We start from the raw sequence: 20,541 nt of genomic DNA on the forward strand, positions 1-20,541 counted from the left end.
AGTAAAAAGGCAAACCAATACAGTATCCATATTATCTCGATATTTACAGACAAATCTCACCTCAAAACGAGGAGTATGGGGAAATTAAAGTTTTATTTGATAGCGAAAGAGGATAAGATGTGACCGCTTATTACATACAAGGAGATTCCTAAAACGGTTCATGTATTCAAGTATTAGATTAATAGGAATGGAACCTCCTTATAATCAAAATTTCTCTTATTCTTTTCGCCAATATACACCAAAGATATCAATTTTAGTAATAGGAGCTTTTAAGTTTCTTTGATTTCTAAAGTCCGTCACAGCTTCTGCACAAGCTGGTAGTCCATAGTCATCAATAATAATATAGCCACCTGTTGAAACTTTATCGTATAAGTTCACGAGACCATCCATCGTAGATTCATACATATCCCCATCAAGTCGTGCAATTGCAATCTTTTCTATTGGTGCTGTTGGTAAAGTATCTTTAAACCAGCCTTTTAAAAATTTTACTTGATCATTTAATAAATCATATTTTTTAAAGTTTTCTTGTACTTGTTCTAAAGAAACACGTAAATAATCGAATGTGTGTAAATAATCACCGTAGTCTTTCGGATATTGTTCTAAATTTGGTGCTGGCAAACCTTCAAATGAATCTGCAACCCAAATATTACGATTCGTAATGTTATTGGCTTGTAAAAAGCCATTCATAAAAATGCAAGAGCCTCCGCGCCATACACCTGTTTCGATAAAATCTCCTTCTATATTTTCACGAACAACGGTTTCCATTGCCTCATGTAACTGATTCATACGTTCTCGGCCAATCATACTATGGGCTGCTCTTGGCCAATCCAGTCCATCATGACGTTCACTTTTTGAAACATCTGGCTTTACAATTTTTAAGTTGTGATTTTCGGCATATTGCTTAATGAATAAAGGGAGTGGTACGGTAACTGGCTCGAATTGAAGTTCTTTTGATATATGTAGAGATGCAGGTAAGTACTCCTCATATTCTAACCATATTTCAAATAAAATTGTCTTCTTTAGCAATTCGAGATAAAGCTGAACAGCGGATTTATTTTCCATATTTATGCCTCCTGAAAAATGTCATACAACAATATGATTATGTAGATAGCAAAGATTTCATGATTGAATTCGAAATAGAAAAAGCAGTAAAACCAATATCAGTTTTACTGCTAAGTAAAAGATTAAGCGATTTTCTCAATAATAATAGATGCACTTGTACCAAGAGCTAGAGATAATCCAATTCCAGTAACAACTGCTTCAACCATTGATGGAGTTATTGTAATTTGTGTAATTGCTTGGATAACGATAGGTGCGCCAATTGAGATTAAGCTTGTGCCTGCACCTGGTACAGTAACACCATTAACTTGAATTGCAAGGCTACCTAATAAACTTACTGCTGCAGTATATGCGATAACAGTAATTTTATAGAATCCAGTTTCACTTATGATGAAAGTATCAGCGTCCAATTGAGAAATTGCAGTACCAAACTGAGATCCAACCGTGTTAAACGGTACAGGATCATTAATTCCAAGAGCTAAAGAAACTGTAGCAGAGTTAAATGCATACAATCCTGCTGGAAGTCCTAATCCAGATGGCCCAGTCGGTCCAGTCGGTCCAGTCGGCCCAGTCGGCCCAGTCGGTCCAGTAGGTCCAGTCGCACCAGTGGATCCAGTTGCGCCAGTGGATCCAGTTGGCCCAGTCGGTCCAGTTGCGCCAGTACCTCCAGTCGGCCCAGTCGGTCCAGTTGCACCAGTACCTCCAGTCGGTCCAGTCGCGCCAGTTGTACCAGTACCTCCAGTCGGCCCAGTAGGTCCAGTTGGCCCAGTAGGTCCAGTTGGCCCAGTCGGTCCAGATGGCCCAGTCGGTCCAGTCGGCCCAGTAGGTCCAGTTGGCCCGGTTGGAAGTGTAAACGGTGGTATTGGTGGTAAAGTTGGACCTACAAGATTAGGATCAAATGCACTAGCTGATAATGATTCATCAGGATTTAAGCCATCTGAATAATTATTATTTGACATAAATTCACCTCCATAAAGCTTTCATTATATAGTAGATGCAAAATCGCAAGAAAATGACACGGACATTTGAATTATTGAAAAGAAATCTAAAATAACTTGAACAATATAAAAATGTGGAAAGTTTCGCGTTTGTATAACATATGATTGAGTTGGAAGAAGGTGATTATATTGAACAAGCAAGGCATTACAATTAGTTTATGTATGATAGTCCGAGATGAGGAAAAGACAATAGCTCGATGTTTGGATGGGGTTGAAGAAATTGTTGATGAAATTGTAGTAGTTGATACAGGTTCTGTTGATCGAACGAAAGAAATTGTAGAGAAATATACTCCTAATATATATGATTTCCAGTGGATTGATGATTTCTCGGCGGCTAGAAATTTTGCTTTTTCAAAAGCGACGCAACAGTATATATTATGGCTAGATGCAGATGACGTATTATTAGAAGATGCTCAAGAAGCATTGAAACAATTAAAGGGCCAATTAGATTCTAATGTGGATGCTGTTTCGATGCCTTATCACCTCGTAATGGACTCTAACGGGAAGCCTTTATATTGCACAAGAAGGTATCGGCTTGTAAAGCGCGAAAAACAGTTTCAATGGTTTGGTAAAGTACATGAGTATTTAGCGGTTTCCGGTGAAATTTTTAATAGCAACATTGCTATTACACATAAAAAGGAAAAAGAAGTAACGGATCGTAATTTGAAAATTTTTCAAAATGCTGTAGCAGCTGGAGAAGAATTGAGTCCGAGAGATTTGTTTTATTATGCAAATGAATCTATGGATAATCAAAAATACAATGATGCGGTTCTTTTATATGAAACATTTCTGAATCAAGATGAAGGATGGTATGAAGAGAAAATCTATGCATGTGGTAAGTTAGGGGATTGTTATGCGAAGCTCGGACTGTGGGAGAAAGCAGTTGAGGCTTGTGCAAAATCGTTTCGGTACGATGTTCCTAGAGGAGAGAATTGTACAAGAATAGGATATATATATATGGATCAACAAAAGTATAATGAAGCGATATTTTGGTTTAAATTAGCAACGGAAGTGCCGCTGGCAAAGGATAGTCCGTTTCACAGTCCAGCTAGCTACACATGGCTTCCTTATTTACAAATGTGTATTTGCTACAGCAAGTTAGGGGAGCAAGACAAAGCTTATTATTACAATGAATTAGCAGCTTCTTATGTTCCGAATAATGCTGCAATCGAGTATAACCGTAAATATTTTCGAGGTGTTTTTGATAAACAATATAAGGTGTAATGCATGCTATTTTTAGGAAATAACTTGTCACGATTCTAATAATGATAGATTGGCTATATATTAGAGTATCGGCAGGGATGGTATTGGTTATAAAGTGTATTTTGTTCATATGAGATGTATATTTCAAATTCAATTTACATAAGGAGCGTGTGAAATGAATCGGGAAAAAAGTTCTTTATATGAAGAAAAATCTGATTTTTATTATAATGCAGCGAATCCAAATTTATTGAAGCATATAAAAAAGGAATGGAAAGAAGTTCTTGATATTGGTTGCTCGAGCGGTGCATTAGGAGCGACTATAAAAGAAAATGGTACACGTGTATCAGGAATTGAGGCATTTTCAGAAGCAGCGGAAAAAGCAAAAGAAAAGCTAGATCATGTTGTTTTAGGTGATATAGAGACAATGGATATGCCGTATGAGGAGGGCCAATTTGATTGCGTCATATTTGGTGACGTATTAGAGCATTTGTTTGATCCATGGGCTGTGGTAGAAAAAGTGAAACCATATATCAAACAAAATGGTGTGATTTTAGCTAGTATACCGAACGTTGCTCACATCTCGGTGTTAGCCCCCTTACTCGCTGGAAACTGGACGTATACAGAGTATGGTCTGTTAGATAAAACGCATATTCGTTTCTTTACTTTTAATGAAATGTTAAGACTGTTTTTAAAAGCTGGATATTCAATTAGTAAAGTAGATCGTGTATATGTTGATCATAAAATATATGAGCCACTTATTGAAGAGTTATATGGAATTTGTAAAAAGTATCGTCTTGGAAGTGGCTTCATGGCTGAGACGGTTGTATTTCAATATATTATTGAAGCAGAAAAATCACAATTATGAGTGCGGCAGACAAAACAATATTATTTGTTACATGTATAAATGATCGGAAATTGTATGCACAATGTGCGCGACATATATTGAAATTGGCAGTACCTCCTGGATATACTATACAATTCATGCCGATTCGAAATGCAAAAAGCATGACGAGCGGATACAATCAAGCCATTTCACATCCAGCAAAGTATAAAGTGTATTTACACCAAGATGTATTTATTATAAACGCAGCCTTTTTATACGGATTAATTCAATTATTTGAGGAACATGAACATCTTGGAATGATTGGGATGGTTGGATCGCAATATGTTCCTCCAACTGGTATATGGAACGAAGGGCGTGGAATTGTCGGGAAAGTCATTGGTTATATGAACGATTTGTTTTATATGGCAAGTTTAGAGCAACCATTTCATGAATCAAAGACGTTTATTCCTGTTGAATGTATTGACGGTTTGTTAATGGCAACACAATATGATATCCCGTGGCGAGAAGACTTATTTGACGGATTTGACTTTTATGATGTATCTCAATCATTTGAATTTAAAAAAGCAGGATATACAGTCGGTGTACCTGTACAGCGCGATGCTTGGTGTATTCATTATCATTTCGATGTGAATATGACAAACTATGAAAAATATAGAAAAGTATTTGTAGAAAACTATATGTCAGATGTGAATAAGGAAGAATAGAGGGGCTACAAAATGAAAGATCACACAATATTAGTCGTTGTTTGTGTAAATAATGAAAAGCTTTTCGAGCAATGCGAGAGGCAAATAAGAAACATTTTTGTTCCCCCTGGCTATGCTGTGCAAATTTTCCCGATACGAGATGCAAAAAGTATGGCAAGTGCATATAACCGTGCTCTTTCATTTCCAGCAAAGTATAAAGTATATATACATCAAGACACGTACCTTATTAATCGTGATATGTTTTATAATCTTATTTCTCTTTTTAAAGAAAATGAAAAACTTGGTTTAATTGGAGTCGCTGGTGCTCAGTTTTTACCGAGTAACGGGATATGGTGGGAAGGGAAAAATTTAGTGGGGAAAGTGATTGAGTATAGAAGACGGAATTATCAATTATTAAATTTAGATCAAGGGTTTTATGGAAATCAATCTTTTATGTCAGTGCAGGCAATCGATGGTTTACTCATGGCAACGCAGTATGATATTCCGTGGCGAGAAGATTTATTTCAAGGATTCCACTTTTATGACGTTTCACAGTCTTTAGAGTTTCAAAAGGCTGGCTATCTAATTGGTATCCCTAATCAAGCAAATTTATGGTGTATTCATTATAACGGAGATGAGTTTGATGCCGATACATACGAGAAGTATCGGAAAGTGTTTGTAGAACAGTATAAAGATATACTATCTCCATCATAAGGGAGAGATGTAGGATGAAAGGGATTATTTTAGCGGGCGGAACTGGATCGAGACTATATCCAATTACGAAAGTCACGAATAAACATTTGCTTCCTGTTGGACGGTATCCAATGATTTATCATGCAGTATATAAGCTAAAACAATGCGGGATTACAGATATTATGATAATTACAGGTAAAGAGCATATGGGAGATGTTGTTAGCTTTTTAGGAAGTGGCCACGAATTTGGCGTGTCTTTTACGTATCGGGTGCAAGATAAAGCGGGCGGGATTGCACAAGCTTTAGGTCTTTGTGAAGATTTCGTCGGAAATGATCGTATGGTAGTTATATTAGGAGATAATATTTTTTCAGATGATATTTATCCGTATGTTGAAGAGTTTACAAAGCAAAAAGAAGGTGCGAAAGTGCTATTGCAATCTGTAGAAGATCCTGAAAGGTTTGGTGTAGCGCATATTCAAAACCGAAAAATAATTGAAATTGAAGAAAAGCCGAAAGAGCCGAAAAGCTCTTATGCTGTTACGGGAATTTATTTGTATGATTCGAAAGTCTTTTCCTATATAAAAGAATTAAAACCTTCCGCAAGGGGAGAACTTGAAATTACAGATATAAATAATTGGTATTTAAAACGAGGAGTACTTACTTATAATGAAATGAGCGGTTGGTGGACGGATGCGGGAACTCATGCTTCTCTTCAAAGGGCGAATACGTTAGCACGGGATATGAACTTTGGGAAACAGTTTAACGGAGAATAGGTGAGAATATGAAAGTTATAGAAACAAACTTTACCGATGCAAAATTGTTAGAACCGAGGTTATTTGGAGATGAGCGTGGCTTTTTTACTGAAAGTTATAATAAGAAGGTGCTAGAAACATTAGGGGTTACGTATTCATTTGTACAGGATAATGTTTCTTATTCAGCAGAAGCGGGAACAATTCGCGGATTACACTTTCAAAAAAATCCGAAAGCACAAACGAAACTTATTCAAGTTATGCAAGGAGCAATCTATGATGTTATCGTTGATTTGCGAAGAGATTCACCAACCTTTAAACAGTGGAGAGGATATATTTTAAGCGCAGATAACCACAGGCAATTATTAGTGCCAAAAGGATTTGCACATGGTTTTTGTACACTTGTCCCGCATACTATTGTTATGTATAAAGTAGATGAATATTATAGTGCTAATCATGACTCTGGTGTGCTTTGGAACGATAAAGAATTAGCGATTTCATGGCCAGTAACAAGTCCTATTTTGTCTGATAAAGATCGAATATTACCGTTACTTCAGGAATGTGAAGATAGCTTTTGAGTAGGAGAGTTGTTTATGAATATATTAGTAACAGGTGGGGCCGGATTTATTGGAAGTAACTTTGTCCATTACATGTTACAAAGCTATGAAACATATAAAATAATAAATTTCGATGCATTAACATATAGCGGAAATTTAAATAACGTAAAGTCTCTTCAAGATCATCCGAATTACTTTTTTGTAAAAGGGGAAATTCAAAATGGAGAGCTGCTGGAACATGTTATTAAGGAACGTGACGTGCAAGTAGTTGTAAATTTCGCAGCTGAATCACATGTAGATCGTAGCATTGAAGATCCGATCCCTTTTTATGATACAAACGTAATCGGGACAGTCACTTTATTAGAATTAGTGAAAAAGTATCCGCATATTAAGCTCGTACAAGTATCAACAGATGAAGTATATGGTTCTTTAGGGAAAACAGGAAAGTTTACTGAGGAAACCCCATTAGCTCCAAATAGTCCGTATTCTTCAAGTAAGGCGAGCGCGGACATGATAGCTTTATCTTATTATAAAACATATAAATTACCAGTTATAGTGACGCGTTGTTCCAATAACTATGGGCCGTATCAATATCCCGAAAAATTAATTCCATTAATGGTTACGAATGCGCTGGAAGGAAAAAAACTACCGTTATATGGTGATGGATTAAATGTAAGAGATTGGTTACATGTAAAGGATCATTGCAGTGCAATTGACATCGTTTTGCATAAGGGGCGTTTAGGAGAAGTATATAATATAGGCGGAAATAATGAAAAAAGAAATGTAGATGTTGTGGAACAAATTATTACTCTCTTAGGTAAAACAGAAAAAGATATTGAATTTGTTACAGATCGTTTAGGTCATGATCGTCGTTATGCAATTGATGCACACAAAATGAAGAATGAGTTTGATTGGGAACCGCAGTATACGTTTGAACAAGGGCTAAAAGAAACAGTGGAATGGTATGAAAATCATATAGAATGGTGGAAACCACTAAAAGAAAAGTAAGGGGCATGAAAATGAAAGAGCGGGTTATCATAACAGGAGCAAATGGTCAGTTAGGAAAGCAACTGCAAGAAGAGTTAAGTCCTGAAGAATATGACATATATCCTTTTGATAAAAAGTTACTAGATGTAACAAACATATCCCGAGTTCAACAAGTGGTACAAGAGATAAGACCACATATAATCATTCATTGTGCAGCTTATACGAAGGTGGACCGTGCTGAGAAAGAACAAGATCTTGCTTATTTAATAAATGCAATAGGAGCTCGAAATGTAGCGGTTGCTTCACAATTAGTAGGGGCTAAATTAGTTTACATTAGTACCGATTATGTATTTCAGGGCGCAAGACCGGATGGGTATGGGGAATTTCATAATCCAGCGCCGATAAATATATACGGGGCCTCTAAGTATGCGGGGGAGCAGTTCGTCAAAGAGTTACATAATAAATATTTTATCGTTCGTACATCGTGGCTGTATGGTAAATATGGAAGTAATTTTGTGAAAACGATGATGCGATTAGGTAAAGAAAAAGATGAAATAACCGTTGTAGCGGATCAAATTGGCTCTCCTACGTACGTGGCAGATTTAAATATGATGGTTAATAAGCTCATTCACACTTCTTTATACGGTACATATCACGTATCCAATAGAGGATCATGTTCTTGGTTTGAATTTGCACAAAAAATATTTTCTTATGCAAATATGAATGTGAATGTATTACCTGTTTCAACGGAAGAATTTGGATCGGAGGCTGCGAGGCCGAAATATTCTATCTTTCAACATAACATGCTAAGATTAAATGGTTTTTTACAAATGCCTTCTTGGGAAGAAGGATTAGAACGTTTTTTTATAGAAACAAAAAGTCATTAACAAATTTATGTTAATGACTTTTTTGTTTGCCTTTAAGCGGTTTTATGGTACTATAATTATAGTATCAGGTACTAATAACAAGTATAAGTATTTCTGGGAGGATATATCATGGAACTATTACAAGGGAAAACATTTGTTGTTATGGGCGTTGCGAACCAAAGAAGTATTGCATGGGGAATTGCTCGCTCTTTGCATAATGCAGGTGCAAAATTAATATTCACATATGCAGGAGAACGTTTAGAAAGAAATGTTCGTGAATTAGCGGACACATTAGAAGGACAAGAATCACTTGTATTACCTTGTGATGTAACGAATGATGAAGAACTTACAGCTTGCTTTGAAACGATTAAGCAAGAAGTTGGTACAATTCACGGTGTAGCACATTGTATTGCTTTTGCAAATCGTGATGATTTAAAAGGTGAATTTGTAGATACTTCTCGCGATGGATTTTTACTTGCACAAAATATTAGTGCATTCTCTTTAACAGCTGTAGCAAGAGAAGCGAAGAAAGTAATGACAGAAGGCGGAAATATTTTAACGTTAACATACCTTGGCGGTGAGCGCGTTGTGAAAAATTATAACGTTATGGGTGTTGCGAAAGCTTCATTAGAAGCGAGCGTAAAATATTTAGCGAACGATTTAGGCCAACATGGCATTCGTGTGAACGCTATTTCTGCAGGACCAATTCGTACGTTATCTGCGAAAGGTGTAGGCGATTTCAACTCAATCTTAAGAGAAATCGAGGAGCGTGCACCACTTCGTCGTACTACAACGCCAGAAGAGGTTGGAGATACAGCAGTATTCCTATTCAGTGATTTAGCACGCGGTGTAACAGGAGAAAATATTCACGTTGATTCAGGATATCATATTTTAGGATAAATATTAATTATAGTTTTTAAAGGACAGTCTCTAAACGTTGAGGCTGTCCTTTTTTATTGTTCTCAGAAAGAACGATTTTTAACGAAAGTTCTTGCCACGTTATGAATATAACTATAATAGTACACGATTTATTCAGCGACGTATGGAAGTGGGAGGGACGAGTGTGAAGAATAAAAATAAAAGTTCAACAGTTGGAAAACCGTTGTTATATATTGCGCAAGTAAATTTAGAACTTGCTGCACCGAAAATAAAACGAATTATATTAACGAATTTTGAAGATGAGGACCGAAAAGAGAAAAGTAATAGAAACGAAAATGTTGTAAGTAGTGCTGTGGAAGAGGTGATAGAACAAGAAGAGCAGCAAATAGAAGAAAAAATAGAAGAAAAAATAGAAGAAGAGAAACAAGAAGAGCAAGAAGAACAACAGCAAGTGAGAGCCGTCCCATATAATAAATCATTTAAGGATATGGATAATGAAGAAAAAATTCATTTTTTATTAAATCGTCCTCATTACATTCCGAAAGTAAGATGTAGGATAAGAACGACTACCGTCTCATATATAGGATCGATTATATCGTATCGTAATGGCATTGTATCCATTATGCCACCAAATAGTATGAGAGATGTTCGGTTATCTATAGAAGACATCAAATCGATTGATATGGCCGGCTTTTAAATATGTAAAGGTGGTAGAAACCTTCTACCACCCCAATAGTTTTTTAGTTTACTTCACTTATTAGATAGTAACGTCGCGTAGGCATTGAATCGCACAGAAACAGCTTAAATCTACAGTAATGCAAGTAGATGTCGATATTAACCTTGCACCTGGTACATTTAAAAACACACAAATTGGATCATCACCATTTGCAGGTGGAGAACCATCGCTTAATACTACACTTAATACACGTAGTACAGCACAGCTATCATCATCTACACTTTCCACACGGAAAATTGGAGATCGGCAGCTAATAAGGCTTGAATTTGGTGCAAATGCTTCAAAAGGTTCACCAGTTTTTGTGTATAAAATAAAAGGGCGCGTATTTGCTACTGATGCAGTATTGTGTGCACCTAAAAATGGAATTTCACAACCAGATCCACACGTTGTTGTAGAACAATCTTGTAATTCATTGATGAATTTTACAACGTCAACTACACAATGAGAAGAGCCATGGTGTTTATTTTCGTTACAACTCATTAATGTCACTCCTTATCTTCTTGTTTGTATTTACATTAATAAGATATTGGAGTCGAGGAGATTTGGTCACAATCTCAAGACCTTTTTTTTTAAATAGGCGAAAGAGGATAAGGGAAGGTGGAATTATGCTGTTTACAAGCTGGCTTTTATTTTTTATTTTCGCGTTAGCTGCTTTTAGGTTTACTCGTTTAATTGTTTATGATAAAATTACAGGCTTTTTGCGAAGACCATTTATTGATGAATTAGAGATTACAGAGCCGGATGGAAGCGTATCGACTTTTACAAAAGTAAAAGGTAAAGGATTAAGAAAATGGATTGGAGAATTATTAAGTTGTTATTGGTGTACAGGTGTATGGGTTAGTGCTTTTTTATTAGTTTTATTTAATTGGATCCCGATCGTTGCGGAGCCATTACTTGCATTATTAGCTATCGCAGGTGCAGCTGCAATTATTGAAACAATTACAGGATATTTTATGGGAGAATAATATATTTTTATAGCATCAAGAAAAAGCGGAGTTTAAAAGAATGAGGGAACGGAAATAAGGAGTTGTTCATATAGTGAATAGACAGAATTGACAGTAGAGGAGATGTTTGCTGTGAGCAATAATCCAAGGCAGAATTCATATGACCTGCAGCAGTGGTATCACATACAGCAACAACACCAAGCACAACAACAGGCATATCAAGAACAATTACAACAACAAGGATTTGTGAAGAAAAAGGGATGCAATTGTGGGAAAAAGAAGAACACAATAAAACAATATGAAGAATGAAACACTCATGCTACTGTGAGTGTTTTTTATTATATATAAAAAGCGGTATTTCTGTATTAGAAATACCGCTTTTTACTAGCTAATTTGTGCAACTGTTAATGCTGCTGCGCGGATGTCTACAGTTCCAATTAACTGAACTGGCACAATTTGAATTAAGTCACCAGGATTTAAGTTAATAAGAATAACACCGCTAGATACGTCTACTTCACCAGTACCAATAACGTTAGAACGAACCGCTGTACCTGATCCAGGAATAATGTTAGCTGGTGTATTTAATGATAAGAAGAAACGACCAGCTTCTGGTGCAACAGGTGAGTTATCAAGACTAATTGTTAATGTATAACTAATTTGATAAATACCAGCTCGTAGAATTCGAATGCCATCTCCGACACTTACTGTATCATTTATTACAGGAACAGTAATATTTGGGTTTGGACTTACGCTAGGTAATAATAGTGGTGTAAATAGTGAAGCGAACTGAGGTGCAGACGCGTTGAAAGCAAAACCAAAGGCAGGTAGTGTACTAGCTGGCTTCGCCTCGCAATCGATTTTAGTAAATTCGCAATCAGAAGAGAACATGTTTTTCACTCCTTTATCTGTTTCTACTTTCAGTTAATGAAAAGGACAGGTTCTATGTTCTAGACAAGTTCCCAATTTTAAGAAATTTACATAAGAATACTCTTTAAGCATGGATTGGGTGGCAGAATTATCTGCCACCCAATCCATACTTAAATCATTATTTAGTTTTGAATCGTAACATCACGTAAACATTGAATAGCACAGAAGCAACTTAAATCAACAGTAATACAAGTAGAGGTCGATACTAATTTGGCATTTGGTACCGCTAAAAACGTACAGATTGGATCGTCACCAGGTGGCACAGGAGAATTGTCACCTAATAATACAGTCAATACCCGCAATACAGCACAATCATCATCATCTATACTCTCTACACGGAAAATTGGAGATCGGCAACTAGTAAGGCTTGCATTCGGTGCAAATGCTTCAAAAGGCTCTCCGGTTTTTGTGTATAAAATAAAAGGGCGTGTATTTGCTACTGCAGCAGTGTTATGTGCTCCTAAAAATGGAACTTCGCAACCAGATCCACATGTAGTAGTTGCGCACTCTTGTAATTCATGTATAAAACGAACGACATTCGATACACAGCTGAAATCACAATCATGGTGATGATGGTCTTCGTTACAATTGCAGCTCATTATGTTCACTCCTTATCGTGAGTTCTGACATACACTATTACAATATGAATGAGATATGGTTGATATTACGTTAATTCTTATGATAAAAGCAGGTAATTTGAATAGGAGGGGGGAGTACGAGAAAAGACATCCTTATTTAGTGGATGTCTTTTCAGGTAAGTCTTTTCTTGTAGTATATAAAAAACGAGATATGTCTAATTTCTTTCCTCTGAAAAATTGCGGAGAAGAAATGTAAAGTTCTTCTTTCGCACGTGTAATTGCGACATAGAGTAATCGTCGTTCTTCCTCTAGTGCTTCAGAAGTTTCCGTTACACGGTCATTTGCGTCTTTTAAAGAAGAAGTATGCGGCAAAATACCATCGCTCGCTCCAAGTAAAAAGACGCATGGAAACTCAAGGCCTTTTGCGTTATGAATGGACATAAGCGAAACGGCATCTTTTTGCGGCATAGTTTTTAATGCTTCCATTTCTTTTTGACCTTGAATCGCCTCGTCAATAAATTGTAAGTAAGCTGGAATATCGGTGAAACGAGTTGCAGACTCCATTAATTCTTCTAACATTTCTTCTTGGATGTCTTTATGCATCGTAAAGGAAGAACGATCGTTACTTTGTAAGTACTCTAAATATTTTCCTTTACCATGAATAATTTCTTTTAATGCTTTTTTCGGTTCTAGTTCTTTTATAAATTTAATAAAATCAATGCGCTCATTTACCTTTTTTACTTGAAAAGGTTTCAAGCTCGGATTTAATAATAAGAAATGAAGAAGAGAAGGGAAACGACCTTCACCATATTTCCATTGCTCACGTTCAATAAAGGAAATGCACTCATCTCGGCCGATATACATAGTTGGCAATATGTTAGAAAGAGATTCTAGGCGAAACGGTTCAATCACGAGTCGTAAATGATCTAATACAGGTCTAATTAAAGAGTGCTCGTAAAAGGATTGACTCGCACCGTGTTTAATAAACGGGATTTTATGAATTGTAAGCTGATCAAGTAACGAACGGCTTACAGAATGTGTGCGATACAGTAAACAAAAATCTTTATAGTTTCGTTCGCCACTATCTACTTTTTCTTGAATGAGCTGTAAAATTTGATTTGCTTCATCAAGAGTTGTAGCTGGTCGTGCGTAAAATGGTTGTACACCTTCTTCACGAACAGAATATAGCTCTTTATCAAAACGCTCTTGATTTAGTTTGATAACTTCATTTCCAAGTCCAACGATAAATGGATTGGATCGATAATTCGTATTAAGCGCGATAATCGTTGTATTATCAAATTCCTTTGGGAAAGATAAAATAATTTGATGACTTGCTCCTCGCCAGCCATAGATCGCTTGATCATCATCACCTGCGATAAATAAATTATTTCTTGGCGTGGCTAACAATTTTACAATTTCATATTGTGCGTAAGATGTATCTTGGAACTCATCTACTTCAATATAGTGAAAACGTTGCTGTAATTGAGTAAGTAAGGGAGCGTTATTTTCTAACATATAATATGTTTCTAATAAGATGTCATCGAAATCGATATAATTATATCGTTGTTTTACCTCTTCAAAACGTTCGTATACTTCTTTAAACTCTTGTTCAACTGGTGTTTTCGCTTTTACATCTTTCGGACGATTTAAGTTGTTTTTTTCAAGGGAAATCATAGCGAGCATCGTTTCCGCATCATAACCGTCTTTTAAACGTAATTCTTTTAAAATTTTCTTTATCATAATTTGTTTATGTTTTTCATTTGCTAAAATTTGCTGATTATATCCTTGGCTACGAAGCAATTTTAAAAAGACAGAGTGGAATGTACCAGCAACAACATAGCTACTTGCGGCACGATTCATACCTGGTAAATTTGCTACACGACTTCGGATTTCTTCAGCCGCTTTTTGTGTAAATGTAAGCAATAAAATATTCCGTGGATGAACTTGTTTTACATTTACTAAATAACCAACGCGGGTTGTTAAAACAGATGTTTTTCCGCTTCCGGCACCAGCCAATGTAAGAACAGGACCTTCTGTCGTTCGCACAGCTTCTAATTGCTTTTCGTTTAGAAAAACATTTTGCTGTTCGAGAGCGCGGAAATACGCCGCATCTGCATCTTCTTCCATAATTAAATGGGTAGATGTTTTCGGAATATGATATGTGGCACGCGGAATATCAGCGTGTGTTAACGATTTTTGTGAAAATTTTTCTTGTGTCATATATTCACCTTCAAAACTATAGCATCAACATTTAACTTTAGCGGAAGAAAAAGAAAATAGCAATGTAAAAAACAGGAGGGGATACCTCCTGTTTTCAAATTACAATTCTTTTATCATAACGATGTGAGGAATATTTGCTTCCATAAATACATCAGAACTCGTTACGTATCCAAGTTTTTTATAGAAATCTTCAGCATGTGTTTGGGCATGAAGTTTCAATTTTGGTAGCGAGTTTTTCTTTGCATATGTTTCAAGTGCATCCATTACAATTTTTCCAATGCCTTTTTTACGATGGGAAGCTAGTACGCAAATGCGTTCCATTTTCCCTATTCCATCAATGGTGCGAAAACGACCAGCACCAACTGGAACATCATTATCATATATAACAACGTGTGTTGAAGTTTCTTCAAACTCATCATACTCTTCTTCAGCAGAAACGCGTTGTTCATTCACGAATACTTGCTTACGTACAGAGAATGCATCTCTTAGTTGTTCGTCTGTTTGTACGATCTGTGCGTGCAAATTAGTTGTTCCCCTTTCCAAGGTGGAATGTTTCGTGTACAGTCCATGTTCCGTTTTCTAATTGATATAGAAGATGGAAGCGATCAATTGGTTGTTCATAATAGAAATCTTTCATACGTAATCGACCTAATACATCAGCATGCTCTGCATCTGATAAACCTTGTCCGATTGTTAAATGAGGTACGAAAGCGTATTCGCGTTCTTGCGTGAATAATCCGCTATGCATTTCTTCATTTAAGAAAGTAAGTTCAGGTGTTTTTTCTACTTTAAAATAAAGAACATTATTAACAGGTGCGAATGAACCAACTTTTCCGACATGAAGGGTGAAAGGGTTCGTTTTATTTGCGATTGTATGTAGCTCGTTTACAATCGATTCTAATTGTTCATCTTGCGTCTCAAAGGGTGTTTTCAATGTAATATGTGGCGGAACTAATGCGTAGTGCGGATCATAACGCTTACGCAATCCGTTCGCTTTATCTTGAATCATTTTAGATGGAAAAATTACAATGCCTAATTTCATGTTCCAATTCCTCCCTTTGTAAGTCTAGTTAGATTTTGAGAAAAATAAATCTCTTTATCTATTATATCAAATTATTCTGAACACTGCTCTCTATTATTTCATTGATAGAATATGAGAGAAGGCTTTCGGTAAGTCAGCCTGCCAATACTTCCAAGTATGATTACCTTCAAACTCTTCGTAATGCGTGATGAAATTTCTATCTGTAAGAAGAGTATTAAGCTCACGGTTCGGTTCTACGAAATCAGATACTTGTCCATCAGTGCGCTTTACAGCTGTTTCTTCTGTACCAATGACGTGATAAAGTTCTAAAGCCTGTGGATCTTTGAATTCTTTTGCTAAGTTCATTACTGTTTCGTCAACAAATGGTGATTGCATAACAACTTTACCGAATGTATGCGGATACATAAGTGCAGTCATAAAGGAAACTGTACCGCCAAGAGAATCTCCAATTAAAACGCGACCTTTACCCATTTGATACGTTGGATAATTTTCATCGATATATGGAGCAAGCTCGTGAGCAAGGAAACGAATATAAGCAGCATTCTTTACATCGCTTGGGAAATATTTTTCCTTACGATCGTGTACGTTTTTATATGGAATACCGACAATAATTGTGCGGTCAATTTCTTCAGTTTCACGAAGGCTTTCAATTACACGGTGTGCTTTACCGAGCTGAAAATAATCTCTACCATCTTGTGCAATTACAACTGTATGTTTGTGCAGTGGCGTGTAATTTACTGGTAAGTAAACTAAAAGCGTAACATCTTCTTGAAGTGATGCGCTATAAAATGAAATTTCCTCAATTCTCCCTATTGTTTGATTCATGTAGATCCCCCTAAATAAAAGTTTACTGTAATGATTGTAAGGGCGACGCTTATAGTGAAAATGAAAGAACGATTCACTAATAGGTGCCTTAATTTCTATTTTACCATAATGGTACGAAGAATCTAAAAAATTAGTATTTAAGTTAGGAAAGAAAACGGATATAATGAAGTGGGATTTTTGACAGGTGAGAGGGGAGACAGAATTTGAAACAGGAAAGATCAATTGCACTACCGTTAGCCATTTCCATTATAGCTATTTCATTCGCAGCAGTTTTTGTAAAGATGTCCTCAGCACCATCTTCCATCTTAAGTATGTATCGTTTATGGATTATTGTACTTATTATGCTGCCTATCGTTTGGAAGAAACGGGAAGAGTTCCAGAAGATTCAAATAAAAGATTGGGGATTTTTAATTGGATCTGGATTCTTTTTAGCGCTACATTTTCTTTTATGGTTTGAGTCTTTAAAGCATACAACAGTTGCTAGCTCGACAATTATTTTAGCACTTCAACCGATCGTGTCTTTAGTTGGAGGTTTTTTTCTATTTAAAGAAAGAACAACCTACTCAGCCATTGCAACGATGGGTATCGCTATATTAGGTGTAATGTGTATTGGTTGGGGAGATTTAGGTTTAAGTAAACAAGCAATTTATGGAGATATATTATCCTTTTTAAGTGTAATAGCGGTTGTCGGTTATTTATTTATCGGGCAAACGACAGTAAAGAAAGTATCACACTGGATTTATAGCTTTACAGTTTTTGCATTCGCGGGTATTTTCATGGGAATTTACAATATCGTGCTGCAAGTGCCTTTTACAGGTTATACGAAGTGGGACTGGACCGTTTTTCTTTTACTTGCGATTGTACCGACAGTGTCACATGTCATTAATAATTGGTTATTAAACTACGTAAATGCAACAACAATTTCGATGAGTATTTTAGGAGAACCAGTTGGGGCGTCTATACTAGCATTTTTCTTACTGGGAGAAAAATTAAACGCAATGCAAATTATCGGCAGCACGCTCGTATTGTTTGGTGTATCTGTTTTCTTATTACAGCAACAAAAAAGAACAGCAAAAAATGTGGTGAACGAGCCAGTGTATACACAGGAATTATAATGTTAGCGGAGAAAAGAGAAGTTAAGATACTTCTCTTTTTGTTTTGTAGAAATTTAGGTGAAGAAGGGGGGAGTGTAGTGGAATTTCCATCAAAAAAAGACGCATGGTTATATTCAATCTTTTTCATTATTTTAGGCGCCTGTTTTGCTCCAATATTTGCAGGGAGAGAATATTTTCTTTTGTTTTTTACAATTCCATTGGCAATAGTATTTATTTGGAGTTGGTTTTCAACAAAATATATTGTCGGGGAAGAAACAATTATTATTAGATCAGGTCTCGTAAAAAAATGTATATTTATACGAGATATAAAACAAATTTCAAATACGAAAAACCCAATAGCAGCTCACGCATTATCATTCGATCGACTTGAAATTGTTTACGGCGTACATAAAACAGAGATTATTTCTCCTAAAGATAAAGAACAATTCATCAATCTCGTAAAAAGTAAAAATCCCCACATTGAAATAAAGTAAAAGAGTGGCCTCGTAGCCACTCTTTTACTTTGGGTTTGTCATATAAGGTTGTACATGAATGACGCATAGGTCACGAAATTTTCCTTCAGCAGTTGTAACAATTACGACTGCTCTTCCTGCACTTTTTCCAGTAATCGTTACCGTATCTCCTTTTGGATATATGGTAATGATGTCAGAATTCATATTTGTCCAAATAAGTTCTTTATTTGCTGCTTGCATTGGCAAAACGGAAGCTGATAAATCCGCACTTTGTCCAGTTTTTATTTTCAACTTATTTTTTTGCATATGAATACCGATAACGGAAATAACAGAAGGAGCAATTGAAATTTTGGGTGGATTAGGTTGAATGTTTAAACGAGAAGCAGAAGTATTTGTAATAGGTGAATATTTTCTTATATGTTGTTGCTGGAAAGCTGCTAACATGTTGGAGTCCCCTTTCTGTATAAGTGCTAATACTAGTACTATAAAGGAGTAGTGTTATGTTAAATTTAACGAAACATAAAGAATTTGTTAAATTTGAGAAGAAGATTGTCGAACTGTAAAAAAATCTCTGCTGTTACGATAACAGCAGAGATTTCTTTTTTATAGACTATCACTATGTTGTTTTTCGAAATTCTCAAATTGCTCTTCAACTTCTTTTGAAGGTTGTGTTAGTAAACTAACGATTACGATTGCTAGTAAACTAATTGTGAACCCAGGAATCATTTCATATAAGAAGTTTGTTAAGAATTTAAATTGAGTCCATATTATAACAGTAGCGGCACCAGAAATCATACCAGCAAGTGCGCCCCATTTCGTCATGCGTTTCCAATATAGACTTAATAAAATAGCTGGTCCAAATGAAGAACCAAATCCAGCCCAAGCGTATCCAACAAGAGCTAAAATCGTATCATTTTGTTTAAACGCTAATGCGCACCCAACTAATGCGATACCAAGAACAGCCATACGACCGACAAATACAAGCTCTTTATCAGAAGCAGAGCGTTTAAAGAAGGTGCGATATAAGTCTTCTGTTACAGCACTTGAAGTAACGAGAAGTTGAGATGAAATTGTACTCATAATTGCAGCTAAAATCGCAGCTAATAAAAATCCAGTAATAAGTGGATGGAATAAAATTTTTCCAAGCTCAAGGAAAATTGTCTCTGGGTTAGATAATGTCAACTCTTGTTGTGAATAGTAGGCAATACCGATAAGACCAGTAAACATAGCTCCGACAACAGAGAAAATCATCCAGCTCATACCAATTCTTCGTGCGCTTTTCAGTTCTTTTACAGAAGAAATTGCCATAAAGCGTACGATAATATGAGGTTGTCCAACATAACCAAGGCCCCATGCGAATAAAGAAATCATTCCTAAAGTGGAGGCACCTTTAAAAATATCTAAACGTGTTGGATCTACAGAGCGAATTGTATCAAATGCAGGTCCAAGTCCGTTTGCATTCATAATTGTTACGATAGGAACAAGAATAAGAGCAACTACCATAATGATTCCTTGCACGAAGTCTGTCCAACTTACTGCTAAGAAACCACCAAATAATGTGTAAGCTACAACGACGCTTGCTACAATGAATAATCCAATATGATAGTTCATACCAAATGAATTTTCAAATAATACAGCGCCTGAAACTAACCCTGAAGCTACATAGAAAGTAAAGAAAATCATAATAACAAGTCCGGATACTAAGCGTAGCATGTGAGATTTGTCGTGGAAACGGTGTTCCAAAAATTCTGGGATAGTAATAGAGTTGTTTGCAATTTCAGAGTAGGTACGTAAGCGAGGAGCGACATATAGCCAGTTTGCGTATGCGCCTAGTGTTAGGCCAATTGCAATCCAACTACTACTTAATCCAACGCTAAACATTGCACCGGGTAATCCCATTAAAAGCCAGCCACTCATATCGGATGCTCCAGCACTTAATGCTGTTACTGCGGGGCCTAGTGTACGACCGCCAAGCATATAATCTGTTAAGTTGGATGTTCGTTTGTAGGCGAAATAGCCGATTACTAACATCCCGAGCATGTAAATAGAGATAGAAGTTAAAGTTAACATCTGCGTACTCATGTAGTTCCCCTTTCTTTTGTCATGTCTTTTGATGCATTTTGCATATTTATAATCTATCATGATTATTCTGAAAAATCCATATACAAATATGAATTTTCAGAA

25 protein-coding genes are annotated in these 20,541 nt (G+C 36.2%); 14 read left to right on the forward strand and 11 right to left on the reverse strand.

Annotated elements, in window-relative coordinates; genetic code table 11:
* Positions 1-216: 216 nt before the first annotated feature.
* Positions 217-1,062, reverse strand: coding sequence for a TylF/MycF family methyltransferase (locus DPQ31_RS06135; RefSeq protein WP_016108015.1), 846 nt, complete (start codon positions 1,060-1,062; stop codon positions 217-219).
* A 122-nt stretch (positions 1,063-1,184) separates the two neighbouring features.
* Entirely contained in the window at positions 1,185-2,018 is an 834-nt protein-coding gene (locus tag DPQ31_RS06140) for a BclA C-terminal domain-containing protein (protein WP_208731679.1), read from the reverse strand.
* Positions 2,019-2,183: 165 nt separating this feature from the next.
* On the opposite strand from DPQ31_RS06140, the gene DPQ31_RS06145 reads away from it, so the two are divergent.
* The 10 genes from DPQ31_RS06145 (at position 2,184) to DPQ31_RS06190 (ending at position 10,215) form a co-directional block, all read left to right on the forward strand.
* Complete coding sequence (locus DPQ31_RS06145) at positions 2,184-3,281, forward strand: glycosyltransferase (protein ID WP_052943320.1); 1,098 nt, start codon at positions 2,184-2,186, stop codon at positions 3,279-3,281.
* A 154-nt stretch (positions 3,282-3,435) separates the two neighbouring features.
* Positions 3,436-4,125 (forward strand): class I SAM-dependent methyltransferase, encoded by a 690-nt coding sequence (locus tag DPQ31_RS06150; RefSeq protein ID WP_208731680.1) that lies wholly within the window; start codon positions 3,436-3,438, stop codon positions 4,123-4,125.
* On the forward strand, positions 4,122-4,808 hold the full coding sequence (locus DPQ31_RS06155) for a glycosyltransferase family protein (RefSeq protein WP_001271193.1): 687 nt from the start codon (positions 4,122-4,124) through the stop codon (positions 4,806-4,808). Before DPQ31_RS06150 ends, DPQ31_RS06155 begins: the two co-directional genes overlap by 4 nt.
* Positions 4,809-4,820: 12 nt before the next feature.
* A complete protein-coding gene (locus tag DPQ31_RS06160; protein ID WP_000651532.1) occupies positions 4,821-5,501 on the forward strand; it encodes a glycosyltransferase family protein in 681 nt (226 codons plus the stop codon).
* Between the two features lie 14 nt (positions 5,502-5,515).
* On the forward strand, positions 5,516-6,253 hold the full coding sequence (locus DPQ31_RS06165; RefSeq protein WP_208731681.1) for a sugar phosphate nucleotidyltransferase: 738 nt from the start codon (positions 5,516-5,518) through the stop codon (positions 6,251-6,253).
* A gap of 8 nt (positions 6,254-6,261) precedes the next feature.
* The gene (gene rfbC, locus DPQ31_RS06170) at positions 6,262-6,807 is read left to right on the forward strand and encodes a dTDP-4-dehydrorhamnose 3,5-epimerase (RefSeq protein WP_208731682.1); all 546 of its coding nucleotides are present in this window, start codon (positions 6,262-6,264) and stop codon (positions 6,805-6,807) included.
* A gap of 15 nt (positions 6,808-6,822) precedes the next feature.
* Complete coding sequence (rfbB, locus tag DPQ31_RS06175) at positions 6,823-7,794, forward strand: dTDP-glucose 4,6-dehydratase (RefSeq protein WP_208731683.1); 972 nt, start codon at positions 6,823-6,825, stop codon at positions 7,792-7,794.
* A gap of 11 nt (positions 7,795-7,805) precedes the next feature.
* Positions 7,806-8,660 (forward strand): dTDP-4-dehydrorhamnose reductase, encoded by an 855-nt coding sequence (gene rfbD, locus DPQ31_RS06180; protein ID WP_000664678.1) that lies wholly within the window; start codon positions 7,806-7,808, stop codon positions 8,658-8,660.
* Between the two features lie 108 nt (positions 8,661-8,768).
* Positions 8,769-9,539, forward strand: coding sequence for an enoyl-ACP reductase FabI (fabI, locus tag DPQ31_RS06185; RefSeq protein ID WP_000421885.1), 771 nt, complete (start codon positions 8,769-8,771; stop codon positions 9,537-9,539).
* Between the two features lie 142 nt (positions 9,540-9,681).
* Positions 9,682-10,215 (forward strand): CotO family spore coat protein, encoded by a 534-nt coding sequence (locus DPQ31_RS06190; RefSeq protein WP_208732082.1) that lies wholly within the window; start codon positions 9,682-9,684, stop codon positions 10,213-10,215.
* A gap of 60 nt (positions 10,216-10,275) precedes the next feature.
* Here DPQ31_RS06190 and DPQ31_RS06195 read toward each other — a convergent pair whose 3' ends face one another.
* Positions 10,276-10,734, reverse strand: a complete 459-nt coding sequence (locus DPQ31_RS06195; RefSeq protein ID WP_208731684.1) for a CotY/CotZ family spore coat protein — start codon at positions 10,732-10,734, stop codon at positions 10,276-10,278.
* Between the two features lie 125 nt (positions 10,735-10,859).
* On the opposite strand from DPQ31_RS06195, the gene DPQ31_RS06200 reads away from it, so the two are divergent.
* A complete protein-coding gene (locus DPQ31_RS06200) occupies positions 10,860-11,219 on the forward strand; it encodes a DUF1360 domain-containing protein (RefSeq protein ID WP_208731685.1) in 360 nt (119 codons plus the stop codon).
* A gap of 102 nt (positions 11,220-11,321) precedes the next feature.
* Positions 11,322-11,507, forward strand: a complete 186-nt coding sequence (locus DPQ31_RS06205; RefSeq protein WP_029948404.1) for a hypothetical protein — start codon at positions 11,322-11,324, stop codon at positions 11,505-11,507.
* 75 nt (positions 11,508-11,582) lie between these two features.
* Here the strand turns inward: DPQ31_RS06205 and exsF are convergent, their stop codons facing one another.
* The 6 genes from exsF to DPQ31_RS06235 all read right to left on the reverse strand — a co-directional run bounded on the left by exsF (position 11,583) and on the right by DPQ31_RS06235 (position 16,790).
* The gene (gene exsF, locus DPQ31_RS06210; protein WP_000492939.1) at positions 11,583-12,086 is read right to left on the reverse strand and encodes an exosporium protein ExsF; all 504 of its coding nucleotides are present in this window, start codon (positions 12,084-12,086) and stop codon (positions 11,583-11,585) included.
* Positions 12,087-12,247: 161 nt separating this feature from the next.
* Complete coding sequence (gene cotY / locus DPQ31_RS06215) at positions 12,248-12,724, reverse strand: spore coat protein CotY (protein WP_208731686.1); 477 nt, start codon at positions 12,722-12,724, stop codon at positions 12,248-12,250.
* Between the two features lie 132 nt (positions 12,725-12,856).
* Positions 12,857-14,923: an ATP-dependent helicase gene (locus DPQ31_RS06220; RefSeq protein WP_097957186.1), complete on the reverse strand. Its 2,067-nt coding sequence runs from the start codon at positions 14,921-14,923 to the stop codon at positions 12,857-12,859.
* A gap of 99 nt (positions 14,924-15,022) precedes the next feature.
* Positions 15,023-15,445 (reverse strand): GNAT family N-acetyltransferase, encoded by a 423-nt coding sequence (locus DPQ31_RS06225; RefSeq protein ID WP_000543302.1) that lies wholly within the window; start codon positions 15,443-15,445, stop codon positions 15,023-15,025.
* Position 15,446: 1 nt separating this feature from the next.
* Positions 15,447-15,965, reverse strand: a complete 519-nt coding sequence (locus DPQ31_RS06230) for a YjcG family protein (RefSeq protein WP_000765873.1) — start codon at positions 15,963-15,965, stop codon at positions 15,447-15,449.
* A 93-nt stretch (positions 15,966-16,058) separates the two neighbouring features.
* Positions 16,059-16,790, reverse strand: a complete 732-nt coding sequence (locus tag DPQ31_RS06235) for an alpha/beta hydrolase (RefSeq protein WP_001076855.1) — start codon at positions 16,788-16,790, stop codon at positions 16,059-16,061.
* 203 nt (positions 16,791-16,993) lie between these two features.
* Between DPQ31_RS06235 and DPQ31_RS06240 the strand changes: the two genes are divergently transcribed.
* Both DPQ31_RS06240 and DPQ31_RS06245 read left to right on the forward strand, forming a co-directional pair.
* Positions 16,994-17,905 carry a DMT family transporter gene (locus DPQ31_RS06240; protein ID WP_000808240.1) on the forward strand — a complete coding sequence of 304 codons (912 nt, stop codon included), beginning with the start codon at positions 16,994-16,996 and terminating at the stop codon, positions 17,903-17,905.
* A 77-nt stretch (positions 17,906-17,982) separates the two neighbouring features.
* Positions 17,983-18,378 (forward strand): PH domain-containing protein, encoded by a 396-nt coding sequence (locus DPQ31_RS06245; RefSeq protein ID WP_208731687.1) that lies wholly within the window; start codon positions 17,983-17,985, stop codon positions 18,376-18,378.
* A gap of 24 nt (positions 18,379-18,402) precedes the next feature.
* Here the strand turns inward: DPQ31_RS06245 and DPQ31_RS06250 are convergent, their stop codons facing one another.
* The gene (locus DPQ31_RS06250; RefSeq protein ID WP_097957189.1) at positions 18,403-18,801 is read right to left on the reverse strand and encodes an Ig-like domain-containing protein; all 399 of its coding nucleotides are present in this window, start codon (positions 18,799-18,801) and stop codon (positions 18,403-18,405) included.
* Between the two features lie 159 nt (positions 18,802-18,960).
* Positions 18,961-20,439 carry a sodium/proline symporter PutP gene (gene putP, locus DPQ31_RS06255; RefSeq protein WP_000107200.1) on the reverse strand — a complete coding sequence of 493 codons (1,479 nt, stop codon included), beginning with the start codon at positions 20,437-20,439 and terminating at the stop codon, positions 18,961-18,963.
* Positions 20,440-20,541 lie beyond the last annotated feature (102 nt).

This window comes from Bacillus sp. COPE52, from assembly GCF_003355115.1.
Lineage (GTDB): Bacteria > Bacillota > Bacilli > Bacillales > Bacillaceae_G > Bacillus_A > Bacillus_A toyonensis.